Annotated in this window: 13 protein-coding genes and 1 pseudogene; 4 read left to right on the top strand and 10 right to left on the bottom strand. The window is 50.5% G+C overall.

Annotation, left to right across the window (positions count from 1 at the left end):
• Window positions 1-31 precede the first annotated feature (31 nt).
• Together pbpG and LZU96_RS13805 are read right to left on the bottom strand one after the other, a co-directional pair.
• On the bottom strand, window positions 32-979 hold the full coding sequence (pbpG, locus tag LZU96_RS13800) for a D-alanyl-D-alanine endopeptidase (RefSeq protein WP_233984826.1): 948 nt from the start codon (window positions 977-979) through the stop codon (window positions 32-34).
• A gap of 176 nt (window positions 980-1,155) precedes the next feature.
• Window positions 1,156-1,743 (bottom strand): Yip1 family protein, encoded by a 588-nt coding sequence (locus LZU96_RS13805; protein ID WP_233984827.1) that lies wholly within the window; start codon window positions 1,741-1,743, stop codon window positions 1,156-1,158.
• A 206-nt stretch (window positions 1,744-1,949) separates the two neighbouring features.
• Here LZU96_RS13805 and LZU96_RS13810 point away from each other — a divergent pair, with 206 nt between their 5' ends.
• Window positions 1,950-2,528, top strand: a complete 579-nt coding sequence (locus LZU96_RS13810) for a DedA family protein (protein WP_233984828.1) — start codon at window positions 1,950-1,952, stop codon at window positions 2,526-2,528.
• Here LZU96_RS13810 and LZU96_RS13815 read toward each other — a convergent pair.
• Window positions 2,522-3,295: an SDR family oxidoreductase gene (locus tag LZU96_RS13815; protein WP_233984829.1), complete on the bottom strand. Its 774-nt coding sequence runs from the start codon at window positions 3,293-3,295 to the stop codon at window positions 2,522-2,524. The two genes, LZU96_RS13810 and LZU96_RS13815, sit on opposite strands and share 7 nt — an antisense overlap.
• Before the next feature lie 185 nt (window positions 3,296-3,480).
• Between LZU96_RS13815 and LZU96_RS13820 the strand changes: the two genes are divergently transcribed.
• The 3 genes from LZU96_RS13820 to LZU96_RS13830 all read left to right on the top strand — a co-directional run bounded on the left by LZU96_RS13820 (window position 3,481) and on the right by LZU96_RS13830 (window position 8,421).
• Window positions 3,481-5,295 carry a glycoside hydrolase family 15 protein gene (locus LZU96_RS13820; protein WP_233984830.1) on the top strand — a complete coding sequence of 605 codons (1,815 nt, stop codon included), beginning with the start codon at window positions 3,481-3,483 and terminating at the stop codon, window positions 5,293-5,295.
• Between the two features lie 196 nt (window positions 5,296-5,491).
• Entirely contained in the window at window positions 5,492-6,586 is a 1,095-nt protein-coding gene (locus tag LZU96_RS13825) for a L,D-transpeptidase family protein (protein ID WP_233984831.1), read from the top strand.
• Window positions 6,587-6,819: 233 nt separating this feature from the next.
• The gene (locus tag LZU96_RS13830; RefSeq protein WP_233984832.1) at window positions 6,820-8,421 is read left to right on the top strand and encodes an inorganic phosphate transporter; all 1,602 of its coding nucleotides are present in this window, start codon (window positions 6,820-6,822) and stop codon (window positions 8,419-8,421) included.
• Between the two features lie 21 nt (window positions 8,422-8,442).
• Here LZU96_RS13830 and LZU96_RS13835 read toward each other — a convergent pair whose 3' ends face one another.
• From LZU96_RS13835 to LZU96_RS13865, 7 genes and pseudogenes are all read right to left on the bottom strand, one after another.
• A complete protein-coding gene (locus LZU96_RS13835) occupies window positions 8,443-9,630 on the bottom strand; it encodes an MFS transporter (RefSeq protein ID WP_233984833.1) in 1,188 nt (395 codons plus the stop codon).
• A 72-nt stretch (window positions 9,631-9,702) separates the two neighbouring features.
• A pseudogene (locus tag LZU96_RS13840) lies at window positions 9,703-9,924 on the bottom strand (tRNA dihydrouridine(16) synthase DusC); the annotation flags it as partial.
• 208 nt (window positions 9,925-10,132) lie between these two features.
• Window positions 10,133-11,041, bottom strand: a complete 909-nt coding sequence (locus LZU96_RS13845; protein WP_233984834.1) for a TauD/TfdA family dioxygenase — start codon at window positions 11,039-11,041, stop codon at window positions 10,133-10,135.
• Between the two features lie 16 nt (window positions 11,042-11,057).
• Window positions 11,058-12,278, bottom strand: coding sequence for a hypothetical protein (locus tag LZU96_RS13850; RefSeq protein WP_233984835.1), 1,221 nt, complete (start codon window positions 12,276-12,278; stop codon window positions 11,058-11,060).
• Window positions 12,279-12,285: 7 nt separating this feature from the next.
• A complete protein-coding gene (locus LZU96_RS13855; RefSeq protein WP_233984836.1) occupies window positions 12,286-13,533 on the bottom strand; it encodes an ATP-grasp domain-containing protein in 1,248 nt (415 codons plus the stop codon).
• Window positions 13,517-14,503, bottom strand: a complete 987-nt coding sequence (locus tag LZU96_RS13860; RefSeq protein ID WP_233984837.1) for a KamA family radical SAM protein — start codon at window positions 14,501-14,503, stop codon at window positions 13,517-13,519. The genes LZU96_RS13855 and LZU96_RS13860 overlap by 17 nt, the downstream gene beginning before the upstream one ends.
• 2 nt (window positions 14,504-14,505) lie before the next feature.
• Entirely contained in the window at window positions 14,506-15,510 is a 1,005-nt protein-coding gene (locus LZU96_RS13865) for a C-terminal binding protein (protein ID WP_233984838.1), read from the bottom strand.
• Window positions 15,511-15,903 lie beyond the last annotated feature (393 nt).

Here is a 15,903-nt window from a genome sequence, read left to right on the forward strand (position 1 = left end):
AGTGCGCGCAGTGCGCGACACCGACTCTTTTCTACTCGACGTCGGCACTGCTGGCACCGTTGCTGGCGACCTGGCCTGATTTCTGTTTTTTATACGCCAGCGCGGCGGCCGGCACCGGCGCAGCCTTGCCGGTTTCAATCCAGTCACGCAGGCGGTTGGCATCCGCGAAGTGGGTATATTTGCCAAACGCGTCCAGCACCACCAGCGCTACCGGGCGATTGTTGATCATGGTGCGCATCACCAGGCAGTGGCCCGCCTCGTCGGTGTAGCCGGTTTTAGTCAGCTGAATGCGCCAGTCATTTTTGTACACCAGATGATTGGTGTTGCGGAATGGCAGCGCATAGCTCGGATGCGTGAAGACGGCGGTTTCTTCTTTAGTGGTGCTGAGTGCGCCGAGCAGTGGATATTCGCGCGTCGCCTTGAGTAACTTAATCAGGTCCTGGGCACTGGAGACGTTTTGCGTAGAAAGCCCGGTCGGCTCAACGTAGCGGGTCTGTTTCATACCCAGCGCGCGCGCTTTGGCGTTCATCGCCTGGATAAAGGCGTTATAGCCGCCCGGATAAGCATGAGCCAGGCTGGCGGCGGCGCGGTTCTCTGAGGACATCAGCGCCAGCAGCAGCATATTGCGGCGGCTGATCTGGCTGTTGAGTTTGACGCGTGAAAATACCCCACGCATCTCCGGCGTCTGGCTGACATCCACCGTCAGCATCTCATTCATCGGCAGATGTGCGTCCAGCACCACCATTGCGGTCATCAGTTTGGTGATGGAGGCGATTGGCCTGACCCGATCCGGATGACTGGAAAACAGGACTTTATTGCTGGTGAGATCGACAATCATCGCGCTGCCAGAGGCAATCTGCGGTTGAGCAATCGGCGCCATTTGTGACAGCGAGGTGGTCGCCTTCGCCGGTAATGCCATTCCCTGCCCGGAAACGAGCAGCGCCAGCGAGAACAAAGTGAAACGAATTTTTGCAGGCATCGTAGAAAAAAGACCCGGTTGAGATTGTGCGCTGTGTCAGACACAGGCCGCCCGCATCAGTGCAGTCAGAGCGCGGGCTGGCAGCAGCATCATACGCTGAAGGTTAAGAAATTTCCTGGTGAGATTGTTTCCGGGCGTTAAAAAGGCGCTGCCGCCAGCACGGCGGCAGCGGCAGATCAGAACAGTCGGGGTCCATAACCCCACAGAATGACGGTCATCGCCAGTAACACTTCAAAGACCAGCACGCCAATCGCCAGCGTGGAGCCGGAGAAACGCAGGCTCTCTTCACGGTCAATATTCAGAAACAGCGGAATGCCGATATAGAGCAGATAGCCGGTGTAGACCAGCGCTAAAGCGCCGACCAGCACGCACAGCCAGACAAGCGGATAGAGTGCCACCAGCCCGCTGAGAAACAGCGGTGTGGCGACATAGCCCGCAAACACCGTGCAGCGCTGTACCCCAGGCCGCTGCGGATAATTGCGCGCCATCCAGTGGATCACCCGGCCCATCACCGCCACGCCACCCAGAATAATCAGATAGAACAGGATACCGAGCCCAATCCCGGTAGCGATATTAAGCTGAACAAACTGCCCCTCACCGAGATTCCAGCCCAGTTGCGTGGTGCCGATAAAGGCACAGATAACCGGGATCGCCGCCATCAGCAGAACATGGTGGGTGTAATGGTGCGAGACGCTCTCATTCTCTTGCTTGATATGACGCATTTCCTGATTCGGATGCGCCAGAAGTCCCCAGACATGGTTCATACAGTCACTCCTCTGATGCGAAGGGCTGCCCGAAACGGCAACAGAGTCTCTGAGGGCAGCGACAGTTCAAGTATAAACGGCAGAACAACTTTCGTGGCAGCTGAGCAAAAAAACAGCAAAAATAAGCGCAGGGGCGGACGCCGGGCGGAAGCGAAACCAAAACGCGTATAGACTTAAAGAAACAGAGTCAAACAGGGAGAGTCATTTTGCATTTGGATATCAACGGATTAATTACCCAGTACGGCTATCTGGCGCTGCTGATCGGCTGTATTGCGGAAGGGGAAACGTTTACCTTGCTTGGCGGCGTCGCCGCCCATGAAGGCCTGCTGCACTATGCGGGCGTGGTGCTGGCCGCCATGGCTGGCGGCATCATTGGCGATCAGCTGCTCTACTGGATTGGACGCCGCTATGGCGCGCGCATTCTGCGCCGTCTGAAAAAACATCAGGATAAAGTGGTGAAGGCGAACCGGCTGATCAAGCGCCGGCCCAGCCTGTTTGTCATCGGCGTGCGCTTTATGTATGGCTTCCGTCTGATTGGCCCGATCATTATCGGTGCCAGCCGCCTCAACCCGATGAAGTTTTTCATTCTCAACGTGATTGGGGCGGCAATCTGGGCACTGATTTTTGTCACGCTCGGCTATTTTGCCGGCGGCATCATCGCCCCGTGGCTGCACAAACTCGACCAGCACCTCAAGCATCTGCTGTGGCTGGTCGGTGCGATTGTGTTTGCCTTTGTGCTGCGCTGGGTGATCCGCCGCTGGCATAATCGTCGGGCCGATCAGTAACCTTTGAACTGCGGATTCGCCAGCATGAATCCACCGTCGATGATAAAGGACTGGCCGGTGGTGTAGGTCGCCCATTCAGAACAGAGCCAGGCAACCATGCTGGCGATCTCGTGGGTGTCACCAGGCCGGCCAGCCGGGATCTCCGGCATCTTCACCTTGTGCGCATCTTCATCACTCATCTTATTCATCGGCGTGGCGATCGCGCCGGGTGCCACCGCATTCACCAGAATATTGTGCGGCAGCAGGCTCAGCGCCATCGATTTAGTCAGGCCGCCCGCCGCATGTTTTGCCGCCGTATAGGCCACCGAACCGGGCAGCGGCGTGTGCTCATGCACCGACGTGATATTGATAATCCGGCCACCTTCGCCCTGCTCAACCATCTTACGGGCCGCAATCTGGCCGCAGACAAAGACGCCATCCACGTCGACGGCAAAGGTTTTACGCCAGTCTTCATAGGTGACATCAAGGAAGTCCGCCTTGAAGTTAGCCCCGGCGTTGTTCACCAGCACGTCAATCCGGCCAAACCGATCGATCAGCTGTTGCAGCGACTGACCGCCCTGCTCAGGATCGGCCAAATCCAGCTGGATAATCTCTGCACGCCGGCCTTTATCCCGCACTAACTGTGCGGTACGTTGCGCGCCCTCTTCATCGGAACGCCAGGTGATACCAATGTCAAAGCCCTGCTCTGCCAGCATTTCAGCGCAGCGGCTGCCGATGCCCGAGTCTGATGCGGTGATAATGGCGACTTTACTCTGTGGTGTGGTCATAACGGCCTCCTTTAGGAAAGTGTCATCACCAGTATAACGTCCCTGAAAAATTCGCCCGCCGCCAGCGCCCATTCTGTCAATCGGCCGCTGACGGAATCCGGCACTGAATTAACCCTCTGTGCCAGGCGGCTGCCGACGCTGCCGCCTCGACTATAGTTAGCAATGACACTAACAGGGAGACCAGAATGAGTAAGGTAAAACGCAACATTGAGGACCACGGCGTGATTGGTGATCTGCGCACCTGTGCGCTGGTCGCCAATGACGGCACCATCGATTATCTCTGCTGGCCTGAACTCGACAGCCCTTCGGTTTTTTCCGCGCTGCTCGACAGTGATGACGCCGGACTCTTCTCTCTGGCCCCGGACTGGCAGGATGTGCGCCGCCAGCAGCTCTATCTGCCTGATACCAACATTTTACAAACCCGCTGGCTGGGCGATGAAGGGGTAGCCGAAATCACCGACTACATGCCGATTTGCGATAATGCTGACAAACTGCCCCGGCTGATCCGGCGGGTGAAAATGGTGCGCGGCAAGGCGCGCTTTACCATGCGTTGTTCGCCCCGCCACGACTACGCCCGGGCGCAGACCCGCGCCGAAGTGCAGCATGGCTGCATCGATTTTCACGCCGAAGGTCAGCCTTCGCTGCGGCTGGCCGCCACCGTGGTGATGACGCTGGAGGAAAACAGTGCCACCGCGAATTTTACCCTGCAGGCGGGTGAACATGCCGAATTTGAGTTTGGCAGCGTCAACGACGCGCACATCGAAGCGCTCTCCACCGAACACTGTTTTGAAGAGACGCTGAATTACTGGCGTCGCTGGAGCGCCCGCAGCACCTATCAGGGCCGCTGGCGCGAAATGGTTCAGCGCTCCGCACTGGCGTTAAAACTGCTGACCTCGCATCGTCACGGCTCAATCGCCGCCGCCGCCACCTTTGGCCTGCCGGAAGAGCTGGGCGGCGAGCGCAACTGGGATTATCGCGCCTCATGGATCCGCGACGCCTCATTCAGCATGTATGCCCTGATGCGCCTCGGCTACGTCGATGAAGCCAAACATTTCACCCAATGGGTCGGACGCTGTGTTGAAAACAGCCATCATGACGAAATGCGCCTGCAGGTGATGTACCGGCTGGACAGCGGCACCGAGCTGCACGAAATGGAGCTGCTCAATCTGTCAGGCTACGGGGATTCGCGGCCGGTGCGCATCGGTAATGATGCGTGGCAGCAGACCCAGCTGGATATCTACGGCGAACTGATGGATGCGATCTACCTGGCCAATAAATATGGCGAGGCAATTTCGCAACGTGGCTGGAAGCATGTGACACAGATGATCGATCGGCTGTGCGACAAGTGGAATCAGCCCGATGCCGGTATCTGGGAGATGCGCGGCCAGCCGGAGCATTTTCTGCATTCGCGCCTGATGTGCTGGGTGGCGATGGATCGCGCGCTGCGCCTGGGCATGAAGCGCTCGTTGCCGATGCCGTATGAGCGCTGGGATCGGGTGCGGCGTGAGATCCGGGAAGATATCTGGGCCAACTTCTGGAACAGCGAGCGCGGCCATTTCTCCTCTACCCGTCACGGTGACCATCTTGATGCATCCATGCTGCTGATGCCGCTGGTGCGTTTTGTCGGGGCCACCGATCCCGACTGGCTCGCCACGCTGGATGCGATCAAAACGCATCTGGTCAGCGACGGCATGGTCCGGCGCTACAACATCGACGAGACGCCGGCAGATGGTCTGCAAGGGTCGGAAGGATCGTTTGGTGCCTGTTCATTCTGGTATGTCGAATGCCTGGCCCGCGCGGGCCGGATTCAGGAAGCGCATTTCGAATTTGAGAAGCTGCTAAGCTACGCCAGTCCGCTGGGGCTGTACGCCGAGGAGTTCGACAGTCGTGGCCATGCGCTGGGGAATACGCCACAGGCGCTGACGCATCTGGCGTTAATCAGTGCCGCGTTTTTTCTGAATCGTAAACTCAGTGGTGAAGTGACGTTATGGCAGCCCTGAAGCCGGTTTTTTTATGCCAGCGGTGGCTGAAAAATGCCGGTTTAACACGGGAAGTTACGTAAAGTATTTCCGGCAGGTTAAAATCCTGATTCACATCGTCAGATTAATGAACATATAATGCGCAGCAGGTCACATTGGCCAGCATGGGTTCGACACATTGACAAGCCTGAAACATGGCGATAAAGACTTGTAAAATATGAAAATGAGCATTCGCGCGTTCGCTTCAATCGCATTGGCTTTGGCGGCGTTTAGCCAGTCAGCCTTTGCTGTGGTTTACCCGTTACCGCCGGCCAACAGCCGGTTGATCGGCGAAAATATCGAGATTACTGTTCCTGAGGACAGCAAACTGCCGCTGGAAGCCTTTGCGGCGCAATACCAGATGGGCCTCAGCAACATGCTGGAAGCCAATCCGGGGGTTGACGTTTATCTGCCTAAGGCTGGCAGTAAAATGATCATCCCACAGCAGCTGATCCTGCCTGATGCACCGCGCGAAGGCATTGTGATTAACAGCGCTGAGATGCGTCTCTACTACTACCCGAAAGGCAGCAAAACCGTGGTGGTATTGCCGATTGGTATCGGTGAGCTGGGTAAAGATACCCCGATCAACTGGACCACGGCGGTAGAACGTAAAAAAGATGGCCCGACCTGGACGCCAACCAAAGCGATGCACGCCGAATATGCAGCACGCGGCGAGAATCTGCCAGCCGTCTTCCCGGCCGGTCCGGATAACCCGATGGGGCTGTATGCGCTCTATATCGGCCGCCTCTATGCGATTCACGGCACCAATGCCAACTTTGGTATCGGCCTGCGCGTCAGCCACGGCTGTGTGCGTCTGCGCGCCGAGGATATCAAATGGCTGTACCAGAACGTGCCGGTTGGTACGCGGGTGCAGTTCGTTGATCAGCCGGTGAAAGCTACCGTCGAGCCGGACGGTTCGCGTTATGTCGAAGTGCATAACCCGCTGTCGACCACTGAAGAGCAGTTTAACTCGCGTGAGCTGGTACCGATTACGCTGACGCAGGCGGTGAGTAAAGTGCTGGTTGATGCCAGTGTTAATCAGGACCAGGTGAACGGTGCCATTCAGGGCCGTACCGGTATGCCGGTAAAAGTTAACGGTGTGGAGAACAACATCCAGACCGCACCGGTTGACGTGCCTGAGAACCCGCAGGCTGCGCCACAGGAGCAGCCAATGACGCCAGTCACGTCACAGGGCGCCAGCACCGACGCCGCGCAGCCACAGCAGCAGCCGGTTACGGCACCTGCGCCTGCCACGGCGAATAACAACTCGTAATCGCCGTTTCGCTCTCCGAAGCCAGCGCCCGTCGCTGGCTTTTTTATTGCCTGCATTTGCCAGACCCTGCCCTTCCGTTTGCGCGTTGCCCGCCCGGCCGGGAGCGGTCAGCGCGGCTTCTGGTGTCGCCGTATCGCGCGGCTGGTCGTCATTTTACTGTCATAGAAAGCGCGTATCACACTGCGATGTACCGGTGCAAATCAGCATCCGGCATCCGCAATTCGAGGTACACCATGAGCGAAAACAGTCTCTCTTCTTCCTCATCGACCCGACGCCCTGATTTCAACGGCAAAAGCAGCCGCTTTAGCAAGCCGCTGTTTTTCATCCTGCTGGTCGCCGGGCTGGCGTTTGCCGGGCTGAATCTGGTCAATGATGTTGAACAAACCAACATGCCGGTGACCAGCTATCTGCCGTTCTTCCTGCTGGGACTGGCGCTGCTGATCGCGCTGGGCTTTGAGTTCGTCAACGGCTTTCATGACACCGCTAACGCCGTCGCGACGGTGATCTATACCCATTCACTGACCCCTGGCGTGGCGGTGGTCTGGTCCGGTATCTGTAATTTCCTCGGCGTGCTGCTCTCCAGCGGCGTGGTCGCTTTTGGCATCATCTCCCTGCTGCCGGTCGAGTTGATTCTACAGGCCAGCAGCGGTAACGGCTTTGCCATGGTTTATGCCCTGCTGTTCTCGGCGATTATCTGGAACCTCGGCACCTGGTATTTCGGCCTGCCCTCCTCCTCGTCGCATACCCTGATTGGCTCGATCATCGGCGTCGGGGTGGCGAATGCGATGCTGCACGGGCGCAGCGGCCTGAGCGGTGTCGACTGGGATCAGGCGCTGAAGGTCGGCTATGCGCTGCTGCTGTCACCGGTAGTCGGTTTTGTCTGCGCCGGGCTGTTGCTGTGGGTGATGAAGCTGTTTATCCGCAATCGCCAGCTCTACAGCGCGCCGCAGAATGACCAGCCGCCGCCGGTCTGGATCCGCGGCCTGCTGATCCTGACTTGTACCGGCGTCTCCTTTGCGCACGGCTCTAACGACGGTCAGAAAGGGATGGGGCTGATTATGCTGATCCTGGTCGGCACCATGCCGATCGCCTACGCACTTAACCGATCGCTGCCGCCGGATCAGATCCCACGCGTCGCGGCATTAACCGAGGTCACTGAACATCAGCTGCTGCAACTGCAGCCGGCCGCACCTCAGCCGCCCGCCGCCCGCGACGTGCTGATCGCCTTTGTCGGCAGCAGCCAGCTCAATCCCAACGTGTTACCGGCACTGGCGATGACTCTCAACGAGATTGGCGACCAGATACGCCGCTACGGATCGATGGACAATATTCCGGCGCAGTCGGTGGCCAACACCCGTAACCAGATGTACCTGGCCTCAGAGACCATCAAGCATCTGCAAAGCGCCGAAGTAAAGCTGCCGGAAGAGACCGAACGTAATCTGAAAGCGGTGAAAACCGAGCTCGACAGCGCGACCCGTTTTATTCCGATGTGGGTAAAAGTGGTGGTGGCGATCGCGCTGGGGCTGGGCACCATGGTCGGCTGGCGACGGATTGTGGTGACGGTGGGCGAACGGATTGGTAAAACGCACCTCAGCTATGCGCAGGGTGCCAGCGCCGAGCTGGTGGCGATGGCGACCATTGGCGCGGCAGACGGCTTCGGTCTGCCGGTCTCCACCACTCACGTACTGTCGTCGGGCGTGGCGGGCACCATGGCGGCTAACCGCTCCGGTTTGCAGCTCTCGACGCTGCGTAATCTGGCGGTGGCCTGGGTATTGACCCTGCCGGTGTCGATTCTGCTCTCGGCGCTGCTCTACTGGCTGTTTATTCATCTCTGATCATACAAAACCGGCGGGCCGTTAACCTGTCTGCCGGTTTTGCCAGTAAAGCCGCAGCGTAATCAACAGCGCGCCCAGCACCATCAGCGCCGCCGCCAGATAAACCGACTGCATTCCCCAGTGACCAATGAACAGTCCCGCCACCGGACCGGTCAGGCCGAGGCCGAGATCGAGAAAGGCGGAATAGGTGCCCAGTGCCGATCCCTGATCCTGACGCCCGACCTGCTTAACCGCCTCGACGCCCAGCGCCGGAAAGACCAGCGAGAAGCCGCAGCCGGTAAGAAAGGCCCCCGCGCCCACCAGCCAGGCGCTGTCGGCCTGCCAGATGATGATCAGGCCCAGAGACTCCAGCATAAAAGAGAACAGCGAAACCTGCAGTCCGCCAAAACGGGTGATAAAGCGGCCAAAACCGAGGCGCACCAGCACAAAGCCGAGGCTAAAGACCGACAGCGCCCAGGCCGCACCCTGCCAGTCGCGGCTGGCAAAATAGAGGGTGATAAAGGTGGCGATGACGCCGAAACCGATGGTGCCGCAGCCGAGTGCCAGACCATAGAGCCAGACGCGGGAGAAGACCCGGTGAAACGGAATCCGTTCCCCTACGCTGACGGTCACCGCCGGTTTGCGGCTGGCCATCAGATAGCCGATAACGCCCATCAGCGCAATCAGACCGGCAAAGCCGCTCATGCCTAATCCGCTGTTGAGCATCACCCCAAGCGGCGCGCCAATCGCCATCGCCAGATAGGTGGCGACGCCGTTCCACGAGATGACGCGCGCGGTCTGCATCGGACCGACGATGTTCATGCCCCACAGGGTTGAACCGGTGCTGCTGAAGCTCTCACCCACGCCAAGAAACAGTCGCCCCAGCGCCAGCAGCGCCAGACTCAGCCACGGCCATTCACTCAGCAGCGCAGCGATGATGGTCAGCACCCCGCTCATGCCACAGCAGAGCAATCCCAGCATCACCACCCGTTTCGGACCGAGGCTATCGGCCAGACGACCTGACTGCGGGCGGCTGAGCAGCGTGGCAAAGTATTGAAGGCTGATGATCAGCCCGGCGACAAAGGAACTGAATCCGAGATGGTTTTTGACAAAGCCCGGCAGCACGGCCAGCGGGAGACCAACGGAGAGATAGCAGAAGAAGGTGAAAACGATTACCGAGAGGATACGTTTATTGAGCTGGCTGTTGCTCAATACAGCGACATCAGACATAGCAGGCTTGTAAGGTAAGGGAAATTTTTCCCACTATACCGTCAGGCCGCTAAGGGGTCGCCTGATTTTTTATCACAAACCATGAACAATGGCGTAACGATCGATGGCGTGGGCAATGTCGCCCGAGGATTTTAACGCGCGGATTTCACTGAATAACCCGGTGGCTTCGGTATAGGCTTTGCGCAGGTAACCGAGCCACTGCTTAATGCGTGCTACGTGATACAAGCCGGTATCACCCTGCTTTTCCAGACGGGTATATTTCTGTAATAGCTTAACGACGTCCGGCCAGGGCATCGTTGTCCTCTCAGCGCAGGTTAACTCTACTCAAAACAGGATATAATTTTACCGGCTCGCAGCCATTGCCCAGACGATATGAAGATCCTGATGATGGTTAATAACCCAATTGGAGACGCTATTTTTCAGTTAGTTAACCTAATCGACTGAGCAAAACTCATAAACAAAAATATTATTGCCTCCCGATTAAAAGAGGGAGGCGTAAATCTTAAATGTTCCGCTCACTAACAAGCACTCGCTTAAGCCACCTTCCAGTGCCATCATATGACGTATTGTAGGCATTTCGCGCATGAACAATCTTATGGTTATCGAAAAAAAGCAAATCCCCTGCCTCTAAAACAAAAGATTCAGCCACGGTATCAATCTCCTTTTTAAGTGCGGCTAACGAAGCACTCGCCTGAGGATCTAACCCTTGTGTTACAGGAAAATCAACTCTGACAAGAGGATCATTTTTCGGACCTGAAATAACAGGCGTAATAAGCGCCTTCCCTTTTAGAGAAAAGGTTTCATCATAGCTGATAGTAAATCGTTCCTGACGCAGGATGGCATCAGTTTCAGGTGACAATTTAAATTTCCTTGCAAAAGCTACTTGCGTTCTGGCACCGTTAAAACCACGAACACACAATAAAGCGCAGAGATTAGGCTGTTGTGGTAAGAAACCATCCTCGACATGCCAATCCAGGGTGCAGCTATTCGAGCCTAACTGCGTATTCTCATTACCTTTGATAGGGTAAAGATTGTGGACATGACTTTGTTGGTAAAGATCTATTTTTCCGATGAAGTGCTGCAAAGGGCCGCCTTCTAAGGCAAAGGCCGTAATCATCGAGTCAGCGACTGGCATTAATTTATTTTTACAATCATCAGCGTTTACAGGCGTTGACGGAACAGGTATATCAATAGGTACGCCTTTAATCAGAACAGCAACAAGACCTTCTGGCGCACCCAGTTTTCTGATGGCATCTTTAACTCTTTGCGGTAACGATTCTTTTATTTCTGCAATATCCTTTTCTGCCGCTTTTAAAAGGAGCGCTTTTTCATTATCTGTCAAAGTCAGCACCTTTATATCGATCAGCGAAGGTTTACGCTTAGCCTCAGCTAATATTTTTCGATTATTCACATTCTCTCCTTGTAATTTATACGGTAAATCTTTCCTTTAACGATCTGGCAATCAAAAAAATAAAATGCATTAATAATTCAACGATTATTATCATCAGATAAAACAAAAGCGACAATAACAACTGATATTCATCACTCAGAACAATATAGCTTCTTGCCAGATAGACCAATATAAAACTCATACCAATTGATGATATTATTATCTTAGTTGAATCCATCATTATTAATTTGGCACGCGTATAAGATCTTACCAGCCAACAAAGCGAGATAAGCACAGACAAAAGGGCTATCGGACATATCATTGCGCTCAGAGGTTCAATATTTTCAGGCGACATAACGTAAAAAATAAAAATAATATATATCGCGCTCATAAAAATGGCCGACATAAAGGCAACGAAAAAAAAACCAAACAATTCAGTTTGTTTTTTTACAGCCGCATCATATCTGATAATAAAGTTTTCAACATCGAATATTGATGATGTCGCAATGCAAACCACGCCAAAAAGCATAGCCCATGCTTCTAATTGAAAAGATTTACTGCTGCTATCAGAAGCATTTATAAGATAAGTAATAAATGAGTTACTCATTAATGCTGAAGCCATGATAAAAAGTGCGGAGAAATAGATCCGAAACATTCCTTCTCCCGAAGTTCCGCGAGGTGTAGAAAAAATGTTATGTTTTTTGTTATGGACAAAAACAAACAGTATCATTGATTCAATCCAGGCGGCAGAGACTAAGGCGACAACTGGAGCATACGCATTGCTGAGGCCGTGGCTGATTAACAGGTAACATCCTGAAGTAGAAACAATAAGCCTTACTATCGACGCTGGTAAGATGATCGATGTAGCCTCTTTTAAAATTACTACCCCATGAAGATACCTTCTCATTCCAACAGCAAGCAGAGAAATTGAGAAAAGATGACTCAACAATAAATCATAGCCGTGTATTAAACCATAATAAAGAAAAAGTATGTTTGCCAATATAAAAACTGACAAGATTAGTATAAATGAAAATTTCCGCACTGATGTTACCAGGCCTTGCTTTATCACTACGGTAGTAAGCGGATACACAAAAGCATTTGCAAACATAAATATCGCCAATGCATTTGCATAATCGATAAGACTTTTATAACTGTAAATGGAAATAATGATGGAAATGACTGGCAATTCAAGATTTAAAATAGAAGAACTACCTGCGCCTGGCCACCAGGATTTGAGGAGCTTACGGGCAACTGACATAGACCACCTACTTATAAGGATTAAATTCTTCTAAGAGTTTTTTATAGTCTGTTTGCAGTCTAATGTATTCCTTGTTTTCTAAAAGAATGCCACATACTTTGTCTCTGACGCTGGTCGGTTTTTTCTGAACTTTCCCGTCTTCTAGATCCCAGGTTATCGTCACTTTACTGGTCAATACTTGAGGTTCAACTTTTCTGACTTTCATTCCTTCCTTTTGTGGGAACCAAATCCACGCTGAATGATTGTTAGCATCAATTTTTAACGTTCTGAACAAATTCATTTGTAATAAAAAATGCTGCTCTTCGATATTATATCCTCTTGCTAGTTTATGCATTTGCGGGATCCAGCCTCCGGGAGCACGAGCTGCGATTTCGACAAAGACGACCTGGTTATCTTTGGTGAGAAAAACCTCCAAATGGATCGCACCATCAGGCAAGCATTCAAAGGCAGCAAGTATATCGATGGTGGCTTGAGATAAAATTTCAAATTCATTATCTGATTTTCTGATTTGCACGCTTCCTAATGCAACTCCATCTAAAAAATCAGCATTCGGGCAAGAATATTTGCATATCAACCGCTCAATCATCGCACCATCTTTTATCAAAATATCAATATGATACAAATCCCCTTTGATAAACTCATCAATTTCATAATTAAGATTTAATTTATTTTTTTCACACCATTTGTTTAGTTGCGAACGATTGAAAATTTTAGCGACATTTTCGCTTCCAGCTGAATCGACTTGCTTAGCAAAAACAGGATACCCTAACTTTTTTTCGATATGATTGAGATAGTCGTCTGCTTTATTAGTAAACTCTCCCGGATTGAACTCAATCACGTCAGGAATTTTAACGCTCGATTTTGAAACCACTTTTTTCATAATGATTTTATTTATAAAGGGAAAAATATCTTTTTCAGATATACCAGCAATACCAAAACAATCACGTATCTGAGCTGCAAGCCCTAAGAAATACTCATCATTAGTCACTACTCTAACCTGGCTGAAATCGGTGCAGTTTTCCTTTTTAAAAATTGTTTCACAGGCCTTTTTGACATTATCATAATCAAATTCATCACAAAGAATGTGCTCAGAAAAAGCACATTTATTACTCTCGCTAAGATTCGCGTTCCCGGTATGACCAGTAATTAAAAAAAGCTTAGACTTTATGGCATGAGTGGCAAGGTATTTCCAATCCGCGCGAAAAGTAACTATGTTTTGTAAAACGATAATGATGCTTTTAGTTGCTGTTTCCATCGCACTTCTCCCATGTATCTGTGCTGATATTGACGCCTGTAAAATCTCTGACCATCCCGGAATTAAAATCCCAATGATTCCCTGGAATAATCACTTTCCCGATCCCTTTAGGGATATCTATTACATGCTGAGGGAACGCAAGACCGGATAATTCATTTCTAAGTTCAGTCATAATCTTAATCTCGTCGTCAAGCGACATGACAAAACTTCGCGTAGAATAAACCTCCTGACCATGATAGATATAATAAGGACGAACACCCAATTCGAACAATTTCAAAAACAGTTGCTTTAAAACATCCTTATTATCATTAACACTTTTTAAAAATACAGTCTGGGTAAGCAGAATATATCCCATTTTGCGAAATCGGTTTATTGCGTCAATGATTTCAGGCCGTAACTCATCGGGATGATCAATATGAAGGCTCAGATAAACAACATTGGTTGTTGTTACTATTTCACCCATAAGTTCCCAGTTAATTTTTCCCGGATTTTGCAAAGGGAGGCGCGTGTGAATACGAACAACTTTTATATGCTCAATTTTACGTAACTCAGAGAACAGGTGTTGCAACCCTTTAGGATTCATAAGAGGATCACCACCACTCGCGATGACCTCATAGATGTCGGGATTACTTTTAATATAATTGACAATATTATTTATTTGTTCTTTCCTGAGCCAACCATCAACATCTAAGCCAACCCCAACCCGATCTTGTCTTTCACAGTAACGACAGTTGGCAGCACATGTATAGGATAAAAGAACTAATAATTGCCCTTCATATTTTTTTACAGCTCCGGCAACAGGTGACGATTTCTTTTCGTTCAGTAAATCAACATTTACGTTTGCATAAGGATTTTCACTATCCGGATTAAATTGATACATCGCTTTAACTGACGAACTCTTTTCCATCAGACTATCCAGATACTTTGTGGTTTTTTGAGCAAAAACTTTATTATTTTCTTTATCTTCCATTTTTACGACTCCCCCTCATAACCTGTACATCTGATTTCGTTCCTGACTGATTTTCCAGCTAATAAATCCCGGGCCATTGTTGCTGATTTAACCCGCATCTCTTTAAATGATTCTTCTGTATAAAAGGCTGAGTGCGCGGTTAATATTACATTTTCATTTAATTTCAAATAGGGATGTACCCTTGGCTCTTCCTGAATGACATCCAGCCCCGCAGAAGAAACTTTCCCAGACTTAAACGCATTAACAAGGCCAGGTGTATCAATAATGGCTCCTCGGGCCGTGTTGATTATCACTACTCCTTTTCTCATTTTTTCAAAAGATTGATCATTCAACATTGCATAGGAGGTTTTATTAAGTGAAGCATTGACCGATATAAAATCTGAACTAATCAATAGTTCATCCAGATTTTCAGTACGAACCACACCCATTGACTTGTCTAGCCCGCTTACAACATAGGGATCAAAAAACTGCACATTCAATCCAAAACTTTTAGCTCGTAATGCCACTGAGGCACCAATCCTGCCAAAACCAATAATACCTAATGTTTTACCACGCAAACGAACGGACGGTTTAATGCATGACCAATCCCACTGGTTTTTATTAACCGCATCATCAGAAATTTTTAGTTTTCTGACACAGGCGAGCAATAACGCTATTGTATGATCCGCGACTTCTTCTGTTCCATAATCTGGAATGTTAAAAACCTGAATTTGACGCTTATTGGCTGCTTCGACATCAATGTTGTCATAACCCACTGCAACTTTTATTATGGCCTGACAATGAGGTGTTTTTTTAAAAAAAGAGTCATCAAATTGAATGGCTGGAATACACGCCCATACTAAGATAACAGAAGCTTTATGTAAGAATTTTTCATCCAGTTCGCTTAAACTGGAGATGTGAGTCAGAACGACATCGTTACCACTATTGATTTGTCTTTCAACACATGGAGTGTCAAAATGATGTTCTGTCGTTGAATCGATAATTAATATTGTATCCCTGTTCATCATTTACCACCTATCCATTGGCTTTTTTTCATACTAATTCGACAGATTCGGTTCAGCAAAGAGAAATAAATTACTTCCTGACTTTTTATTGATATAAATCATTATTTAAACAATCAGCTTTTGCGCTCACCTTCTCTGTCTTATCCCAACAGTAACGTAAATTGGATACGTCTTTCCAGTTATTTACCCGCATCAAGCCTGGATAAACAATTGTTATCAGGAGTCTGGCGTCATTGTTCAGGCCTGCATGATGATGATTCACCGCAGCAGGTAACAATAAATCGGAATTGGATGAGTAATCAAAAAATTAACACTTTGTTTTTATTAAATAATTTAACATGGCTATGTTAGATTCATCATCGATACTGACGAGATAGATTGGCTAATTAGCTGACA

Origin of the sequence: Pantoea agglomerans (genome assembly GCF_021397715.1) — a bacterium.
Classification (GTDB): domain Bacteria; phylum Pseudomonadota; class Gammaproteobacteria; order Enterobacterales; family Enterobacteriaceae; genus Pantoea; species Pantoea astica.